General features: G+C 37.9%; 19 protein-coding genes and 1 tRNA gene. 1 reads left to right on the top strand and 19 read right to left on the bottom strand.

The features are described 5' to 3' along the window. Positions 1–17 precede the first annotated feature (17 nt). The 19 genes from GJV51_04190 to GJV51_04100 form a co-directional block, all read right to left on the bottom strand. Complete coding sequence (locus GJV51_04190; protein ID QGM25203.1) at positions 18–1,352, bottom strand: D-alanyl-D-alanine carboxypeptidase; 1,335 nt, start codon at positions 1,350–1,352, stop codon at positions 18–20. A gap of 7 nt (positions 1,353–1,359) precedes the next feature. After that, positions 1,360–2,445: a GHKL domain-containing protein gene (locus tag GJV51_04185; protein QGM25202.1), complete on the bottom strand. Its 1,086-nt coding sequence runs from the start codon at positions 2,443–2,445 to the stop codon at positions 1,360–1,362. Next, positions 2,442–3,134: a response regulator gene (locus tag GJV51_04180; protein QGM25201.1), complete on the bottom strand. Its 693-nt coding sequence runs from the start codon at positions 3,132–3,134 to the stop codon at positions 2,442–2,444. The genes GJV51_04185 and GJV51_04180 overlap by 4 nt, the downstream gene beginning before the upstream one ends. A 37-nt stretch (positions 3,135–3,171) precedes the next feature. After that, a complete protein-coding gene (locus GJV51_04175) occupies positions 3,172–3,870 on the bottom strand; it encodes a DUF1129 family protein (GenBank protein QGM25200.1) in 699 nt (232 codons plus the stop codon). A gap of 44 nt (positions 3,871–3,914) precedes the next feature. After that, complete coding sequence (gene ychF / locus GJV51_04170; GenBank protein QGM25199.1) at positions 3,915–5,015, bottom strand: redox-regulated ATPase YchF; 1,101 nt, start codon at positions 5,013–5,015, stop codon at positions 3,915–3,917. A gap of 1 nt (position 5,016) precedes the next feature. Next, positions 5,017–5,226 carry a DUF951 family protein gene (locus GJV51_04165; protein QGM25198.1) on the bottom strand — a complete coding sequence of 70 codons (210 nt, stop codon included), beginning with the start codon at positions 5,224–5,226 and terminating at the stop codon, positions 5,017–5,019. Beyond that, complete coding sequence (locus tag GJV51_04160; protein ID QGM25197.1) at positions 5,226–6,125, bottom strand: ParB/RepB/Spo0J family partition protein; 900 nt, start codon at positions 6,123–6,125, stop codon at positions 5,226–5,228. Before GJV51_04160 ends, GJV51_04165 begins: the two co-directional genes overlap by 1 nt. After that, positions 6,115–6,876, bottom strand: coding sequence for an AAA family ATPase (locus tag GJV51_04155; GenBank protein QGM25196.1), 762 nt, complete (start codon positions 6,874–6,876; stop codon positions 6,115–6,117). Before GJV51_04155 ends, GJV51_04160 begins: the two co-directional genes overlap by 11 nt. An 18-nt stretch (positions 6,877–6,894) precedes the next feature. Then, positions 6,895–7,614: a 16S rRNA (guanine(527)-N(7))-methyltransferase RsmG gene (gene rsmG / locus GJV51_04150; GenBank protein ID QGM25195.1), complete on the bottom strand. Its 720-nt coding sequence runs from the start codon at positions 7,612–7,614 to the stop codon at positions 6,895–6,897. Positions 7,615–7,690: 76 nt separating this feature from the next. Next, positions 7,691–8,638 (bottom strand): ribonucleoside hydrolase RihC, encoded by a 948-nt coding sequence (gene rihC / locus GJV51_04145; GenBank protein ID QGM25194.1) that lies wholly within the window; start codon positions 8,636–8,638, stop codon positions 7,691–7,693. Positions 8,639–8,956: 318 nt separating this feature from the next. Then, positions 8,957–9,040, bottom strand: a tRNA-Leu gene (locus tag GJV51_04140). 75 nt (positions 9,041–9,115) lie between these two features. Further along, positions 9,116–9,430 carry a metalloregulator ArsR/SmtB family transcription factor gene (locus tag GJV51_04135; GenBank protein ID QGM25193.1) on the bottom strand — a complete coding sequence of 105 codons (315 nt, stop codon included), beginning with the start codon at positions 9,428–9,430 and terminating at the stop codon, positions 9,116–9,118. Positions 9,431–9,516: 86 nt separating this feature from the next. Continuing rightward, positions 9,517–9,984 (bottom strand): universal stress protein, encoded by a 468-nt coding sequence (locus tag GJV51_04130; GenBank protein ID QGM25192.1) that lies wholly within the window; start codon positions 9,982–9,984, stop codon positions 9,517–9,519. A 40-nt stretch (positions 9,985–10,024) separates the two neighbouring features. Continuing rightward, a complete protein-coding gene (gene mntH, locus GJV51_04125) occupies positions 10,025–11,419 on the bottom strand; it encodes an Mn(2+) uptake NRAMP transporter MntH (protein ID QGM25191.1) in 1,395 nt (464 codons plus the stop codon). A gap of 375 nt (positions 11,420–11,794) precedes the next feature. Next, positions 11,795–12,712: a cation diffusion facilitator family transporter gene (locus GJV51_04120; GenBank protein QGM25190.1), complete on the bottom strand. Its 918-nt coding sequence runs from the start codon at positions 12,710–12,712 to the stop codon at positions 11,795–11,797. 99 nt (positions 12,713–12,811) lie between these two features. After that, on the bottom strand, positions 12,812–13,516 hold the full coding sequence (locus GJV51_04115; GenBank protein ID QGM25189.1) for an NAD-dependent protein deacylase: 705 nt from the start codon (positions 13,514–13,516) through the stop codon (positions 12,812–12,814). 41 nt (positions 13,517–13,557) lie between these two features. Next, positions 13,558–14,508 carry a nitrate ABC transporter ATPase gene (locus GJV51_04110; protein ID QGM25188.1) on the bottom strand — a complete coding sequence of 317 codons (951 nt, stop codon included), beginning with the start codon at positions 14,506–14,508 and terminating at the stop codon, positions 13,558–13,560. Next, positions 14,492–15,697 carry a hydroxymethylglutaryl-CoA reductase, degradative gene (locus tag GJV51_04105; protein ID QGM25187.1) on the bottom strand — a complete coding sequence of 402 codons (1,206 nt, stop codon included), beginning with the start codon at positions 15,695–15,697 and terminating at the stop codon, positions 14,492–14,494. The genes GJV51_04110 and GJV51_04105 overlap by 17 nt, the downstream gene beginning before the upstream one ends. After that, a complete protein-coding gene (locus GJV51_04100) occupies positions 15,690–16,613 on the bottom strand; it encodes an exopolyphosphatase (GenBank protein ID QGM25186.1) in 924 nt (307 codons plus the stop codon). Before GJV51_04100 ends, GJV51_04105 begins: the two co-directional genes overlap by 8 nt. Before the next feature lie 58 nt (positions 16,614–16,671). Between GJV51_04100 and GJV51_04095 the strand changes: the two genes are divergently transcribed. Beyond that, the gene (locus GJV51_04095; protein QGM25185.1) at positions 16,672–17,073 is read left to right on the top strand and encodes a DUF454 family protein; all 402 of its coding nucleotides are present in this window, start codon (positions 16,672–16,674) and stop codon (positions 17,071–17,073) included. The last annotated feature ends 9 nt before the right edge of the window (positions 17,074–17,082 follow it).

Below are 17,082 nucleotides of genomic sequence, written 5' to 3'. Positions count from 1 at the left end.
TATGGTCTTTTTAACAATTATTTTGTTCTATCACGCCAAAATTTAACAAACCCGTTAACCGGTTTTGATGAAGAAGTTGATTTTAATGCAATTCTCTTCTCTGTTTTTGGGATGTGCGGTAGATATTGAGCATTTAACGCAGCAGTTGTATAGCCTACGGTTTGATTCTCTTTTATATTGGCTAACTTCGGATCAGAAGTCGGTTGTGTAAATGACAATTTTATATTTTTATTTGTCCAATAATGTTTTGTTTGTGCGGCCTTCACAACTATATGTTCTTGCTTTGTATGCGGGAACGTCAGTGCTTTTACATGGCCAACGGTTTGATTTTCTTTAACATAGTTTGGCTGTTTTTTTGCTAATACTTGATCAACAACACGTAGTGACTCTTGATAGCGCTGCGTTTCATCCATGAAATCAGCAATACCATTGACCACAGTTATGAATTCGTGACCGTCTTTATCTTTAATTAAACCAGTAAATCCAGCACCGGATTCGGGTGAAGATCCTGTCTTGAGTCCTTCTATGGTTAGCTGGTTGGGATTACTAAGGTTTGGCATGGTTTCAGTCATTAATTGCCAATAATCAGTTTTATCTGTCACAACAAAGTTAGGCGTCATATGATATGAAATCGTCAACTTTTTTGATAATTGACGCAGCGAAGGATCTAATTTTAAGATAGCTCGTGCAATCATAGCTAACTGCTGATTACTAGCTTTATTAGAAGCTGTTTTAGGGGCCGATGTGATTTCATTTTCAAAAGCATTCTCATTTACCTGCCCAGCAGCATTATACCATTGTGAACCACTCAAATGTAATTCTTCAGCCCATGATTCTAAAGCCTGCTGTGTCGTTTTTCCCTTAGGAGTAACAAACTCACCCAATGCAAAAGCGGCATCGTTAGCAGAATTAGCAAACATGACATCGTAGAGTTCACGAACTGATACTTTGTCTCCAGCTTTGATTGCGATATGAGAAAACAAATGGCTATCTTCTTTTGATAAATCTGCCTTACTAGTAATTGGAACCATCGTAGACCATTTTATTTTGCCTGACTTAATACTTTTAAGCACGCCATAAGCTGTCAACATTTTACTTTGCGAAGCAATCGCTACCTGTTTTGAAGAATTTTTTTGGCCCAAAATTTGCCCTGTGGTCAAATCAACCACTAGAGCAGAGGTTGCACTAGTTTCTAATTGAACCGGCTGATCATTGACTGTTGTTACCTTGGTTGTTGACAGTGTTGATTGCTCATGACGAGGAATCACAAAAAATATAGCCAATAATATAACCACTAATGCAATGATAATAAAGTATATTTTTTTCACTTGATATTTCTTATTTTGTAACATATTCCCCTCATGTCTGCTTCAACGGTAATGTAATAATGAATGCAGTGATATCATCATCAGACTCAACAGCTACACTGCCATGATGCTGTACAACAATCCCCTTCACGATGGCAAGTCCCAATCCCGTACCACCGGTTTTACTATTTCGTGAACTTTCAACGCGATAAAATCGATCAAAAATATCGCCGATTGCGTCATCTGGTATCTTAATACCATCATTTGTCACACGAATAACAACATTTTTATCATCAGCTTGTGCCGTAAGTTTTATGAAAGTAGCTCCATCACCATACTTAAACGCATTAGAAACCAAATTCATTAAGACACGTGCTAATTTGTCAGAGTCAGCTTCAATAACAATCATTTCAGGATTTGTTAATTGATTCAAGGCAATATTCTTCTCTTGTGCTTCTAATTCATAGCCAGCAAGTAATTGGCCAAACAAATCATTTAGACTAAGTGACGTAATATTTAAGGCGGCATCTTGTGCTTGTGTCTGTGAGTATTCAAATAAGTCTTCAACTAGAATTTTCATTTGATTAGACTTGCTATATGCTGTGTGAATATATTTTTTTTGATCCTTTTCACTCAAGGCTTGTCCCATCTCAACCAAGCCAAGATAACCGATAATAGCGGTTAGTGGCGTTCGTAAGTCATGAGATATATTGGTAATCATCTCATCCTTAGAACGTTCACTTTGCCGTTCTTCCTCTCGAATACGACGAGTATTTTCAGCAATTGTGTTAGATACATCAATCAACGCTTGCGTTGTCGGCGCATAGGGAGCACGCCACGAAATTGTCATATCAGAATTTTCACGTGCGACCTGACGCATTTCTCTAATCAAACGATACAAACTTTCATCACGACGCCACTTTAAATACTGCCAAAGCACAATGCTGATATTTCCTGAAACAAAAGTCACAAACTCTAAGACATTCCAAATATTTAATGAGATAAAAGAAAATCGATATCTTATCCTATCAAATGCCGTCACAACCGTCCAACTAAAAAGAAACAGTAATAATATCGTCACTATCAAATAGTATATTTTAGTGCGATTACGTTTGAGTATCAACGCTACTTTTGTCATTGATTCACTTCAATTTTGTAACCAACGCCCCAAACTGTTTGAATAACTTGATCGCCATTTGTGGCTTCTTCAATTTTATCTCGCAAATGTGAAACGTGCACCATAACGGTTTTTGCAGAAACAACAGATTCTTGTTGCCAAACACGCTCGAAAATATCATCTGCCGAGAAAACACGATTAGGATGCGATGCTAATAAATACAAAATACCAAACTCTAAAGCCGTTAAGTTGACCAAATCACCAGTCGACGTCTTGACTTCATGGCTGTCTTTATTGATGATTAGCGAGCCAATATCCAAAACATCCGGCGTCTGATCTTGAACGGCATTCTCCGCGCGCCGCAATAATGAACGGACACGAGCCATAACCTCAAGCGGATTAAATGGCTTGGTAACGTAGTCATCAGCGCCTGTAATAAGTCCCTGAATTTTGTCCATATCACCAGATTTTGCTGACAACATTAAAATAGGAATGCGGCTATCCTTACGAACTGTTTTCACAACATCTAAACCGTTCATGTTTGGCATCATAACATCCAAAATCATTAAGGCAATATCTGGATTTGTATTCAACTTAGAAAGCGCTTCCTTACCATCGTCGGCCATAATTGGCTCATAGCCTTCATTTTTTAGGTAAATTTCAAGTAATTCTGCAATTTCAATGTCATCATCAACTACTAAAATTTTCATTTATATTATCCTCTTAAATGTTTGCTACATATAGTAACTATTTTTTAGATGCTTCTAAACGTGCTTGCTGTGATAATTGACTGATTGCGAAGAATCCACCTGTTAAACCGTATTTTTTGCGGTTCCAACGAAAGGCACCAAATGCTACGACACCAAGAATAATATATGCAACTGGTGGTAAGGTTGGATTAATGACCTGTGGTAACATGCCTAGTACCAAAAAGCCACCAAGCCAAGCCACAACAGCCAGTAATAGGTAAACCCATCGACGGCTCGTGGGTTCTTGTTTGTCTTTCCCTTTAGGATTTGGTGTTAATTTTAAGACTACACCTGTATAGATTGAACCACCCAATGCTGCGATGAGAAGCAAGGAAACGATTCCCGCACCTTGATTACTAGTATTTTTGGAAAAGAGCAGCGTTAAACCAAACACCACAGCAAATAACATAAAGATAGCTAAAGATGTATCAATTGCCAAAGTACTAAATTTATAGTCAAAAAGTTTCTTAGCTGTTCGCTTAGGATCAAGATACTGTTGAACAGCCATTGTTGGCGTGCCATAAATTTGCGCCGCTGTTTGTCCTTTTCCCTGGGTTTCAAGAAGGTTATTTTCAACCTCAGCCACAATATCTTCAATTTGTTCACCATTTAGTTTGCTGTTTTGAGCTAACAACTTTTTAAATTGAAAGATAAAATCCTGGTTTTTTTTCGTTAATTCTTTTTTTTGTTCTGACATAAAATGTCTCCCTAAAATGTTATGTACAGCGCGATTAGCGCCATTTACACGTTGAAACGGAATTCAATGATATCGCCGTCCTGTACAACGTATTCCTTACCTTCTGAACGTAATTTACCAGCTTCTTTGACTGCCTTAACAGACCCTAACTCATCAAGATCAGAGAACGCAATCGTTTCTGCACGGATAAATCCTCTTTCAAAATCGGAATGTATCACACCAGCAGCTTGTGGTGCCTTTGATCCCGCGGTGAAGGTCCATGCTCGAGTTTCTTTACCACCTGCAGTGAAAAAGGTTCGTAGGTCTAATAGGTGATAGGCTGCTCGAATCAACTTATTTAAGCCAGCTTCCTCTACTCCAGCCATTTCTAAAAATTCGGCTTTTTCTTCTTCTGGCAATTGCGCAATTTCTTCTTCTGCGTTAGCAGACAAACCAATTACATCAGCTCCTTCAGTAGCCGCAAAATCTTTGATTTGATTAAAGTACTTTGAGCCCATCGGATCTGCCATATCATCTTCAGCTAAATTGGCAACATATAAAATAGGTTTTGTTGTCAATAAGAACAGGCCTTTAACGATTTTTTGCTCTTCTTCAGTAAATGTAATCGTTCGAGCAGACTTACCCGCTTCAAGAACAGGTTTGATTTTTTCTAGTACAGCAAACTCAGCCTTAGCATTCTTGTCATTTCCTTTTGCTGCACGTGCAACTTTAGCATAACGCTTGTCGACAGCTTCTAAGTCAGCCAAAATTAATTCAGTATTGATTGTTTCAATGTCATCTAGCGGGTCAACTACCCCATTCACATGAATAATTTCATCCCCATCAAATGCTCGTACAACATGTACAATGGCATTCACTTGACGAATATTTTCTAAAAATTTATTCCCTAAACCTTCTCCTTGAGAAGCGCCTTTAACAATACCAGCAATATCGGTAAATTCAAACGTGGTTGGAATAATTTTATCAGCAGGTACAACTTCCTGAATACGCGCTAAGCGATTATCTGGTACTTCTACCATGCCAACATTTGGTTCTATCGTGGCAAACGGATAGTTTGCCATTTCAGCACCAGCTTTAGTAATTGCATTAAATAGTGTTGATTTGCCGACGTTTGGTAAGCCGACGATTCCAGCAGTTAGTGCCATTTTATTCTTCTTTCTGATTTGCTACTTGTAAAATTTTTTTTATTCGTTTGTTAAAATCAAAACGTGACATCATAATACCTCTACCGCAATTTGTGCATGACAACTTAATATCAGCACCAATACGTGTAATTTCCCAAGAATTGGTGCCGCAAGCGTGTGGCTTTTTCATCTCAACGATATCATGAAGTTTATAGTCCGGTACGATTGCCATTAGTCCACCTCAATATCTAACAATGCCAAAATACGACTTAAGTCTTCATTTGAAATATAATTAATTTCAATTTTACCATTTCCCTTAGGACCCGCGTTGACTTTGACCTTGGTCCCAAACTTTTCTTCCAGTTGATCAGATAGCGCAACAACAAAAGGTGAAATTTCTTTCGTATTGGGTTCACGTACACCCTCATTCATTTGCCTGACCAAGTTCTCCACTTGACGCACATTCAATCCACGGGAGACAACCGTTTCTGCTACCTTTTCAATTTGCGTCTTCTTTTTTAACCCTAGTAATGCCCGAGCCTGTCCCATTGATAACTCGCCATTTTGAATCAGTACTTGTACAGATTCAGGTAATTTCAATAAACGCAGTAGGTTAGCGACTGTTGCGCGATCCTTACCGACTTTTTCAGCTATTTCTGCCTGTGTCATTTGTAAACGTGACATAAGTGCGTCAAAAGCTTGTGCTTCTTCGATAGCGTCTAAATCATCGCGTTGCAAATTTTCGATTAATGCCAATGCTGCCATCGTATCATCATCGACGTGGCGTACAATAGCTGAAATTGATTTCAAACCAGATAATTTTGAAGCACGAACACGGCGCTCACCAGCAATAATTTCAAATTTCTGACCAATTTGACGCACAATAATTGGTGTCAAAACACCATTTTCTGTGATAGATGCCGATAATTCTTTTAGCTTACTTTCGTCAAAGTAATGCCGCGGTTGAAACGGATTAGGTTTAATATCTTTTAATGGTAACTTAACGACTTGTTCCGTTGCTTCTTGTTCTTTAGTAACGACCTTTGTATGTTCAACGGCTTCTTTGGACACATTATTTGCACCAAAAAGTGAATTCATGCCCTTACCAAGTCCGCCTTTTTTACTTACCATATTGTTTCAGAACCTCCTGTGCGAGATTGTTGTACATTTGTGCACCCACGCTTCGCGGATCAAAATCAATAATTGCTTGCCCATAAGATGGTGCTTCACTCAGGCGTACGGAACGCGGGATGATTGTATCATAAACCTTATCATCAAAATAACTACGCACTTCTTGGGCTACTTGTTTAGCAAGGTTTGTCCGTCCATCGTACATTGTCAACAAAATACCAGCAACATCAAGATCTGGATTAAACTGCTGCCGAACAAGTTCAATCGTATTTAGTAATTGCCCTAGACCTTCTAGAGCATAAAATTCAGTCTGTACGGGTATCAGAATGGCATCAGCAGCTGTAAATGCATTAACAGTCATTAATCCTAAAGCTGGCGGATTATCAATTAAAATGAAGTCATAATCATCACGCACTGCTTCAAGCGCCGCTTTCAAACGATACTCACGTTTCGATTGCTTAGCAAGTTCAATCTCAGCACCTGACAATTGAATGGTGGCTGGGACTAGGTCATAATTATCGGTGGCTATGATTACTTCGTGTAGTGGCGTTTGTTCAACAATTACATCATAACTATCGTGCTCTAATGAAGATTTATCAACACCCGAACCACTTGTAGCATTTCCTTGTGCATCAATATCAACCAGTAGCACACGTTGTCCAGCTTGTGCTAATGCTGCGCCTAAGTTAATACTGGTTGTTGTTTTACCCACACCACCTTTTTGATTAGCTAATACAATTATTTGCGCCATTTTAGGTGCCTCCTTTATTTATGAGATTGGCTTTTTGCTTGGTGTTCCAGCTTGCCTAGGGTATTTTTTAGGTGTTTTATTTTTTTTATCTACTGTTTGTATATAGCGTTGATCGCCATTTGGTAGTGTAAATACAAACTCCTCGTTAACTTGACCGCCAAGCATAGCTAATGCTTTTTGGCCATCGAGGAGCTCTTGATGAGCAGCTGATCCCTTCATGACTAAGAACTTGCCACCAATCTTAACAAAAGGTAATGTATATTCAGCTAACACACTAGTACGGGCAACTGCTCGCGCTGTTGCATAATCAAAATTTTCCCGATACTTGGGATTTTGTCCGATATCTTCTGCGCGCCCGTGAACAATTTCTACGCCAGTTAAGCCGAGCGTATCAACTACTTCCTGCAAAAAATTAACACGTTTTTTTAGCGCATCAACCATTGTAATCTTCAAGTCTGGAAAGGCTATTTTCAAGGGTAATGACGGAAAACCTGCGCCTGTACCAATATCAATTAAAGTGCTTTCAGAATTTTTTAACTTTTGTTCATACAATGCTACAGTTAAAGAATCATAAAAATGTTTTAAGTACACATCTTTTTTTTCAGTAATAGCCGTTAAGTTAACATGTCCATTGGTTGCAACCAACAACTCGTAATAACGTTCAAATTGCCGAACCTGCTGTGTTGTTAAATCTATACCACCACTACTTAATGCTTCGATGAAGTCTTCGTTTGTCAATATTCTGCTCCGATTTCAGTTAATTCAGCACGAAAAAGCGCCAGTTTCAGCTAATACCAGAATACCTAAAAAACGCTTAATTTTCAAGCCTTCCAGCATTAATATTTCCATCAGAAATGCCCGAGATTTGTAGTAAATACCAAGCATTGAATGCGGGTACATCGATATCCTTGGCAACATGAACATTCGTCTGACTATGCGTACTATGCAGAATATCAGCTACCGTGGCACCAATCGCTGGTCCATCTGTCACCACATCAACCCATAAATCTTCTAACTGATATTTTTCAGGGTGTAGTAAGTAATAAAGCGTATTGACATCGTGCATTGGTTTACCACCAGCAGCAGAACCGTCTTGATAGTGTCCAAACAGTCCCATCAACATTTTTCCAGTCTCATTCATCTGAAGTAATTCAGACATAGATTGTTTAGTTAACAATGCTTTTTCAGTAACGTCAAGCCCAATCATTGTAATATCCAAATCACTTTCAAAAACAATTTTTGCTGCGTCTGGATCTGTAAACACGTTAAACTCAGCCACTGATGTTAAATTCCCACCGGTAAGCGAACCACCCATTACGACTAATCGCTCTATTTTCTGTATGTCTTGTGGGTACTTTTGGATCAAGTTGGCGATATTAGTGAATGCACCAACAGCTACTAATGTTGTTTGACCATCATAGCTATTCAACGTTTCATGAATGGCATCTACAGCTTTTTCACTTACAGTCTTGGTGGAAATCTCGCCGAATTCATAACCCGGCATTCCGCTTTTCCCATGAATATTTGATGCATCCTTAAATGGTTTGACCAATGGTTTCTCAGCACCACGAGCCACCTTAACGTCTGGTCGATTAAAATAGTGTGTTAATTTTAAAACATTGTTTGTTGTTTTATCAACAGATACATTACCAGCAACGGACGTAATCAGGCGCACTTCAAATTCATCATTAGTTAATAAAATAGCAATGGCTGCTGCATCATCAATGCCAGGATCAGTATCAAAAATAAGTGGAATCGTCATTGTTTTACCTCTATATATTATTCAATTAATTATACCAGAACAAAAGGTTTGACTTTTTTGCTGAGTGGATTTACTATATAGGTAATCTAGGAAAGGGGGTCATAACTTTTGAGTAATTCTAACGGAAAACGCTCAATCGTTTTGGCCGCTTAATAGGAAAAGCGGTCGATTCGATTGCAGCAACCACGAAGCAAGTTTGATTTAGATTCTGCTTTGTGGTTTTTATTTTTCTACATTCCCTAATACACAATATTTTTTAAGATAAACAAAAAGCATTACACTGTATGTGTAATGCTTTTTGTTTATTAGTTCTATTGATGCCGCCGGTGGGAGTCGAACCCACACGGTGTTGCCACCACTGGATTTTGAGTCCAGCGCGTCTGCCAATTCCGCCACAGCGGCGTTGAATATTAAACAACTATACTAGAATACCAGTAAAATATGAGTTCGTCAACCCTTTTTCGCTTTTTATTTTACTTAACGAATTGTATCATTAACATTTCCTATAATGGTGTGACTCACATGCTTAAGTGCATTATCTAATAGAATTAAAATGTGCGAGTCACTTAACCCATACAGTACTTCACGTCCACGTTTTTCTGTTTCAACAAGTTGCGCTTCACGCAATAATTTCAATTGATGTGACACAGCAGATTGCTCCATACCTAAAGAGTTAATAATTTCTGAAACACTATAGGAGCGATCTCTGAGTAATTCTAAAATAATCAGACGTTGCTTATTGCCTAGTAGTTTAAATATTTTTTCAAGTTCTATAATGGCTTCTTTTTTCATACATTAATTATAACAGCCTACACAACCGCGATGTATTAAAATAGAGCAAAAAAAGTCACTATTCAGTGACTTTTCATTAATCATGTTTAATTTTCTTTACGTGCAACCATTGAAGATACTCTCGCATGACGAGCAATGTAAGACGCTTGGGATCCTAATGATCCCCAGAAGCCTTCACGAGAATGCGCACCCACAATAATCAAATCAGCACCTACTTGCGGTGCAATTTTCTGGACTAACACTTCTCCAGCTTTAGAACCATCTTCGAAAACTGTTTCAACGTTCGTAGCCCCTTTTGACAATGCATATTCTTTGTAGCGAATTAGGTTAGCTTCAAATTCGGCACGTTTTTCCTTGATAAAGTCAAGGTGTAGTGCCTCAATTGTTGACAGGTCACCCATTTCAAGAATTGTTGCTATGATCAATTTGGCGCCATCTTCGCTAGCTTGATGAATCGCATTTGCCAAAGCAAAGTAACCTTGTTCTGATTCATCAACACCGACTAAGATGTTCTTAAATTGTGTTGGTTCGATGTTTAAGTTTAATTCACTCATTTTATCTCTCCTCTAGTATCGCGCTTAGTATCTATAGTGATTAAGCGCCCATTAATTGTTGTACGACAAGTCGAATATTTAGGTAAGTCAGAATAGCAAATGCAATCCATCCTAAAATTGCAATCCACTTTGGATTAGCAAACTCTTCTCCCATAATTTTCTTTGAAGAAGTAAAATAAATCAATGGGGCCATAGTAAATGGCAAAGCAATTGATAGGAACACTTGTGATTGAACCATCAAGTCATCTAATTTTCCTTCAGAACCACCATAAATCAGTGTGAAAGCAACAACTGGTATCAATGCCAAACCACGAGTAACGACACGACGCAGCCACATTGGAATGCGCAAGTGTAAGAAACCTTCCATGACAATTTCACCAGTAAGTGTTCCAGTGATTGTTGAGTTTTGTCCTGAAGCGAGCAAAGCAACAGCAAACAATGTTGATAGAATTGGTGATGCAATAGCACCGGCAATTGAATTATCTTTCAAAGCATTATACATCGAACCAAAAGTACCAACTTGATCAGCGTGTCCAAAGAATAATGCTGCACCCAAGATTAACAACAATGAGTTGATAACAAAAGCCAATGATAATTGAATATTTGAATCCCAAGTCATGAAGCGAACAGCTTCTTTAAGTTCTGCCTTGTTACTTCTGTCTACTTTACGTGTTTGTGATATTGATGAATGCAAGTACAAATTATGCGGCATAACAGTAGCACCGATAATTCCTAATGTTAACGTTAACTGAGAATCACCACCACCGATTGGCGTGTGCGTACTCAAAGTTTGTAATTGAGGTAAATAGCCACCAAACATTGATGCCAATTGTGGTTTTGATAAAATAACTAGATAGGCAAAAATAACCAAAATAGTAATAATCAATGTCATGACAATAGCTTCAATCTTACGGAAACCAAATTTCATCAACAATAGCAACAAAATAACATCAAAGGCGGTTGTCAAAACAGATGCTATCATTGACCAACCGAACAATAGATGAAGTGCTATAGCCCCTCCAATAACTTCAGCTATATCCGTCGCAATTAAAGCTAGCTCTGTCATAATCCATAAAATGAATCCACCAACTTTGTTTGTACGATCACGTGTAGCTTGTGCTAAGTCTTCTTGCTTAACAATTCCCAACTTACCGGCCATGTACTGTAGCATCATAGCGATTAAACTAGAAATTAAAACAATAGACAGCAATGTATAACGATATTGCGCACCACCAGCTACCGAAGTAACCCAGTTACCTGGATCCATATAACCAACAGCCACTAAGGCTCCGGGACCAGAAAATGCCAACAACTTACGCCAAAAAGAACCATTTACTGGTACCTCAATGGAGCTATTAACATCTCCCAAACTCAAATCATCATCTGTCTTCTCGACAAGGTGGTGCTTTGGATTAACACTTGTAGAATCTTGCATTCTATCTCTCCTTTAGATTTCTCCTCAGAGCTAAATAAACGAATTTCGACTTGACTGAAATATCGTGAAATATTCACTTTTTAACAATTAATAAACACTAAAATAAAACATCAAGTGCTAAATAAATTTCATAAAGAATTTCATTCAACTTGGCTGTTGAAAGCTTATGAAAATTACCTAACTCGGCTATAATCGCTCTAATACATACTTTATAATACACTCAATTCTAAATTCGTCAACAAAAATTTTTTTTACCTACAAAAATAAAATTGTGTATTATTCATTTTATAATAGAAAAACATTGTATTAAAAGGGATAAATGCTATTTTATTAAAATATTACAAATTAGTTACGTGACATAATTTTACCTTTACATCAAATAACATTACAAGACTGATCAAATTCGTTTGTTTCAATTTGAATCGTGACATGACTTATATCATATTTTTCTCGTAGGTCACCAGATATATTCGATAATAATTCTTGTTCATCTATATTTTTTTTCACAGATAAATGAACAGTCATGGCAGCTTCAGTCGTAGAAAGAGGCCAAATGTGCAAGTCGTGAAGTCGTTCCACACCTTCATGTGTTGATAAGTACTGTAAAACGTCTGACTCATTCACATTATCAGGCACCCCATTTAATGCTAAGTTGAATGTTGATTTCATAACTGGCCATGAAGTCACGGCAATAACAACACCGATAATCATTGATACGATAGGATCAATGACGTGCCAACCAGTAACTTGAATTAAAACTCCAGCAACAATCACACCAACTGACACACCAGCATCAGCTAAAAGATGAATATAGGCTGTTTTGGCATTCAAATCTTGTTCATGATGATGACCATGTTCATCAGGAACGCCTGATGCTTTAAAAAGCATGGCAGTAGCAAAGTTAATCACAATACCAATCGCTGCAACAACTATTACTAACCAACCTGTAGTAACAGTATTTTCTGGCAAAATCAGATTACGAATACTCTCGTAGAAAATCGTTATCACCGCAAATATCAACAAGATTGTATTAAATACACTAGCTAAAATGGACATATTATGCCATCCATAAGTATGGCGTTTAGTAGCTTGCAGACCAAATACGACAACAGCAAGCCAGGCGATCATTAATGCTAATACATCACTCAAGTTGTGGAAAGCATCAGCAAATAGTGCGGTTGAATGTGCCAATTTAGCAAATACTAACTCAGATAAAACAAAAATCATATTTAAAGAAATACCTATCAAATAAGGTGTTTGTTTCATTTTTAACTGTTCAGTCGGTTTCTTCATGTTTTCACCTCGCTTCTATTTTAACACTTTATCTGAAAAATAATTCATATATTAAAAAAGTAGCAACTTAATCTGCTACTTTTAAGTATTCATATTTATTTAAACTATTAATTCTGAAAAGAATGCATCCGCATCCCCAACAATCTGATCCACATTAAATGGCGTAGTAATATGTTCAAAATTGATTGATATTACTGGAACTGCCAGACGAGCATACTGCAATAATCCAGCAAAAGGGTAAACTTTAAAACTCGTACCCACGATAACAATTAAATCAGCATTTCGCACCCATAAGGCTGATTTTTCAACATCAAAAGGCATTTCTTCGTAAAATGTAATTCGCGGACGTAATAAGGCGTTGTCTGCACGCCTCATTGCATGCAAGTAATCCTGATAAGGAGAAATTTTGCCATCGACAGGTGCATACACATCATATAATGAACCATGAAAACGGATTAATTTTTCTGGATCCGATGCCGCTTTGACATGTAAGTCATCAACATTTTGCGTGATAATTTTTGCCTTGCCTTGTCGCGTTAAAGCAGCCATTTTTTTGTGGATAACATTTGGAACAGCCTCAGGAAAGTACATATTGTCAATCATAAATTGATACTGTTTTTCAGGTTCATTATGAAAAGCTGTTGCGCTCAATAAATATTCAGGTTGCAGACTAACACCATCATAAATGCCATCTTTGGAACGATAATCCGGTATTCCTGATGAAGTTGAAACACCCGCTCCGGTCATGAATACAACATTTTTGGCGTTGTCAAAGCGCTTTTGAATTTCTGCTGTGACTAACATGAATATCCTTTCTTTATGAATGTTAACTGACAATAATTAATTTAGTCTCTTTCAATGTAAGGTAGCGCTAATTTTTGGAATAGTTCCGACACTTTTAATGCATATAGTTCTTTGAAAAAAGTTGATTTGTCAGCTTCATTATCCGGTGGCGATACAACAAAGCTATTTTGATTATCATTTTTACTTAAACCAACGTAAGCCGTCTTCTGCGTCTGAAAATCAGTCATTTCTGAATGGTAAATTGTAAATACTTGATTAACTGGTAAATCTAACTGACGTTTTGACAAAACACTTGTTAATGTCACATATTCTTTAGCATTTACAGTAGGCTTGCCCCATTTTGTCAACACCTCGTCAATTCCTTCAAACAAAGAAACCATTTGATGACGAATATTACGTGCTTGCTTCAAATCAGTTGCCAATACAGGTTTAATAAGCGAACTCGCCGCCGTATATGCTAGTGGATATTTTTGTTGCAACTCGTCAATAAAACTACTATCAGAAATCGTATCAGCAAATACTAGTGCATCCAAAATCATGAGTAAACGCCATAAGCTTTCATCATCTATTTCACCATTTTCAGGTGTCAATTCAGCATGAAGCCCAGAAAAATAAGCCTTTGCGGTTGTTGAAGTTGTAATACCTTGTTTGGCTAATTCACGATAGGTAATTGCATGAACAACTGTACGGTGCATTCGTGTTGCAATTTGTATCAACTGATCATCCAGTCTTTCATTATTGAATGTGAGCGCAAAAAATACTTGGGGGGCAATACCATTCAATGTTAATAACATTTTTAATAGTTCATTACCAAGCAAGAAGTCACTCTCTGTTTTATTAGCAATCTCTATTAGCAAACGTTGTCCTAGGATTTCTTGTGAAACTTGGTCGATATGTAATTCCCCAGTTTCCTCTCCATTAACGCGTGTCATCACCGTTCCTGGATAGACACTATTAACGTTATCCAATAAATCTTTAATTTTTGGGTTCATTTCTTATCTCCATTAATGTTTTTTTAGCAACACTTTCGTCCACATGGCTGAGAGATATTAGCCGTGTGACTACCGCGGTAACTTCTTCAATTTTTGCGCCTACTTGCATCGCTAACGCACGATACTGCATCCGCATGTGTCCTTGTTGGATACCACCTGAGGCAATTGATTTTAAGGCTGCTAAGTTTTGCGCCAACCCAACAGATAAAATCACACCACGAAGTGTGTTAGCATTCACACTGCCTATGATTGACAAAGCCTGCTTAGCATCCGGCATAGCTGAAATCGCACCGCCAACTGTGCCCACAGATATTGGTAATGTCAGCTCACCATGAAGTCTACCATTTATAATTGTCCAAGTTACTAAACCACGATATTGACCATCACGGCTTGCGTAAGCATGACCACTAGCTTCTACAGCTCGCCAATCATTACCTGTCGCCAAAACTACAGCGCTAATACCGTTAAAAAGGCCTTTATTCTCTGTAGTTGCACGGTAAGGATCGTTTTTGGAAAAATGATTTAATGCCACTATGTTCTGGGCTACTTCATGTCCGCCTATGCGATCAAAATCCACATCACCAGTTACCGTGACTAGTTGATTTGTGGCGTAATTAGATAAAATCACACCTAAAGGTGTAAACTTTTCAAACAATGGTAATTCTGCTTCTAAAATTGTATTAACAATATTAGCACCCATTGCGTCTTTTGTGTCGATGATAAAGTCAACACTCGTTTCTGTTTTCGAAACGCTTCTTACTTGTACATCACGCAAACCACCGCCGCGCTTATAAATCGATGGCTTGGCTTGTTTTGCCTTAGCAAAAATCTCAGCACGATGTCGGTCAATGAATTTATTCACATCAGTAGCATCGACCAGCAATATTTGACCAATCATAGCAGTATCTGCCATGATGACATGAACCCCATTCGATAACATTTTGGCACCATTGTTGGCTGCTGCAATCACACTTGGTTCTTCAATAGCCATCGGAACACTAAAATGTTGTCCATCAATCAGAATATCGTGGACAACACCCATAGGCATACGAAAATCACTAATATAATTCTCAACCATCTGAGCATTGACCGGGCTTTGACGACTTGATAATGATAATCGTACGTCTTCTTTTAAATTTAATGCGAGTAAACGCTCATCAGGTGATAATTCATAAAATTTTTTATTCATTCTGCTGTGCTAAAGTCTCAGCGATTAGACCTTCGCGAACCCCACTTTCTGAAAATATAACCTTAGGTGAATTAATTTTTCTCATAAGATTCAATAGTGGTAATAAACCACTGACGATAATATCAGCACGAGAGGTCTCTAATCCGGCAATTTTTTCACGTTCTTTTCGTGTCATTTGTCTGATTTCTTCAAAAATTTGCTCAACTAAGTCAACTGACATCTCAAAGCCATGAATCATGCTGGCTTCGGATTCCCCCATTCGGGTACGTGCCATACGCGCAAGCGAACGATTGGCTCCACCTAGTAAAATGACTGGTTTTTGATATTGCGTTTCCAACCACTGTAGCGTGCTGTACTGACTTAGTATGTAGTCATTTGCAGAGGCCAGATTTTTCGGTATGATATTATTAGCTAAATGGTATTGTTCTGATAAAGTAACCGCACCAAAAGATAAACTTACAGCTTCCTTATTACGTCGATTATCTACGGCAATCAATTCAACGGAAGCACCACCAGTATCTAAAATCACGCCTTCGGTAACATCTAACGTTGAAACTACACCTAAGTAATCATAATATGCTTCTTGATCACCCGTCAAAACCTGAAACCGAATTCCCGTTTCTTGTACGACCCGATCTAAAAACTCAGTTTGATTTTTAGCCATGCGCACCGCTGCCGTTGTAATCGCACGAACTTTCGGATGAAATTCGATATATTTAGATTGAAAATATTTTAGCGCCTCAATAGTACGCACAATTGGTATTTCTTTTAGTAGTAGTTCTTCTCCCATATTTTGAGCAATACGCGTATCTCTTTTTTCGCGGATTAACTCGGTATGAGTGCCACCATCATGCAGCTCTTCGACTACCATTCTGGCAGAATTACTACCAAGATCAACGATTGCTAAATAACTCATATAGACATCCTAATCAATTTATTAGTTTAATTGTACCATGTGATGGTACACTATATATATGAAAATACTATTAATTGCCCTTGGGGCACTCAGTTTTGCTATTGGTACCATTGCAATATGGATTCCCGGTTTGCCAACAACAGGATTTTATGTCCTAACCGCAATTTTGTGGTCTAAATCTTCTAAAAAACTAGATTCTTGGCTACACAACAATAAATACTATCAACAATACGTTGATGAAGCTGTCTTTAATCGACAACTCTCATTAAAGGGACGGATTTTAATTTATTTAGTGACTGCTACCATGATGGCTATCCCATTTTTTAAGACAGATATGGTTTGGTTAAAATGGGTACTGCCGCTCACTTCACTAGCACAGATTCTATCAATGGAAAGCTACTATCGTGGCTATCTTTGGCGCAACGGAATCCCTTTTACTGAAGCAAAAACACGTCAGTAATTTGCTTCA

The organism is Leuconostoc mesenteroides subsp. mesenteroides (genome assembly GCA_009676745.1).
GTDB classification, from domain to species: Bacteria; Bacillota; Bacilli; order Lactobacillales; family Lactobacillaceae; genus Leuconostoc; species Leuconostoc koreense.
This window is presented reverse-complemented; position numbering and strand designations above follow the sequence as displayed.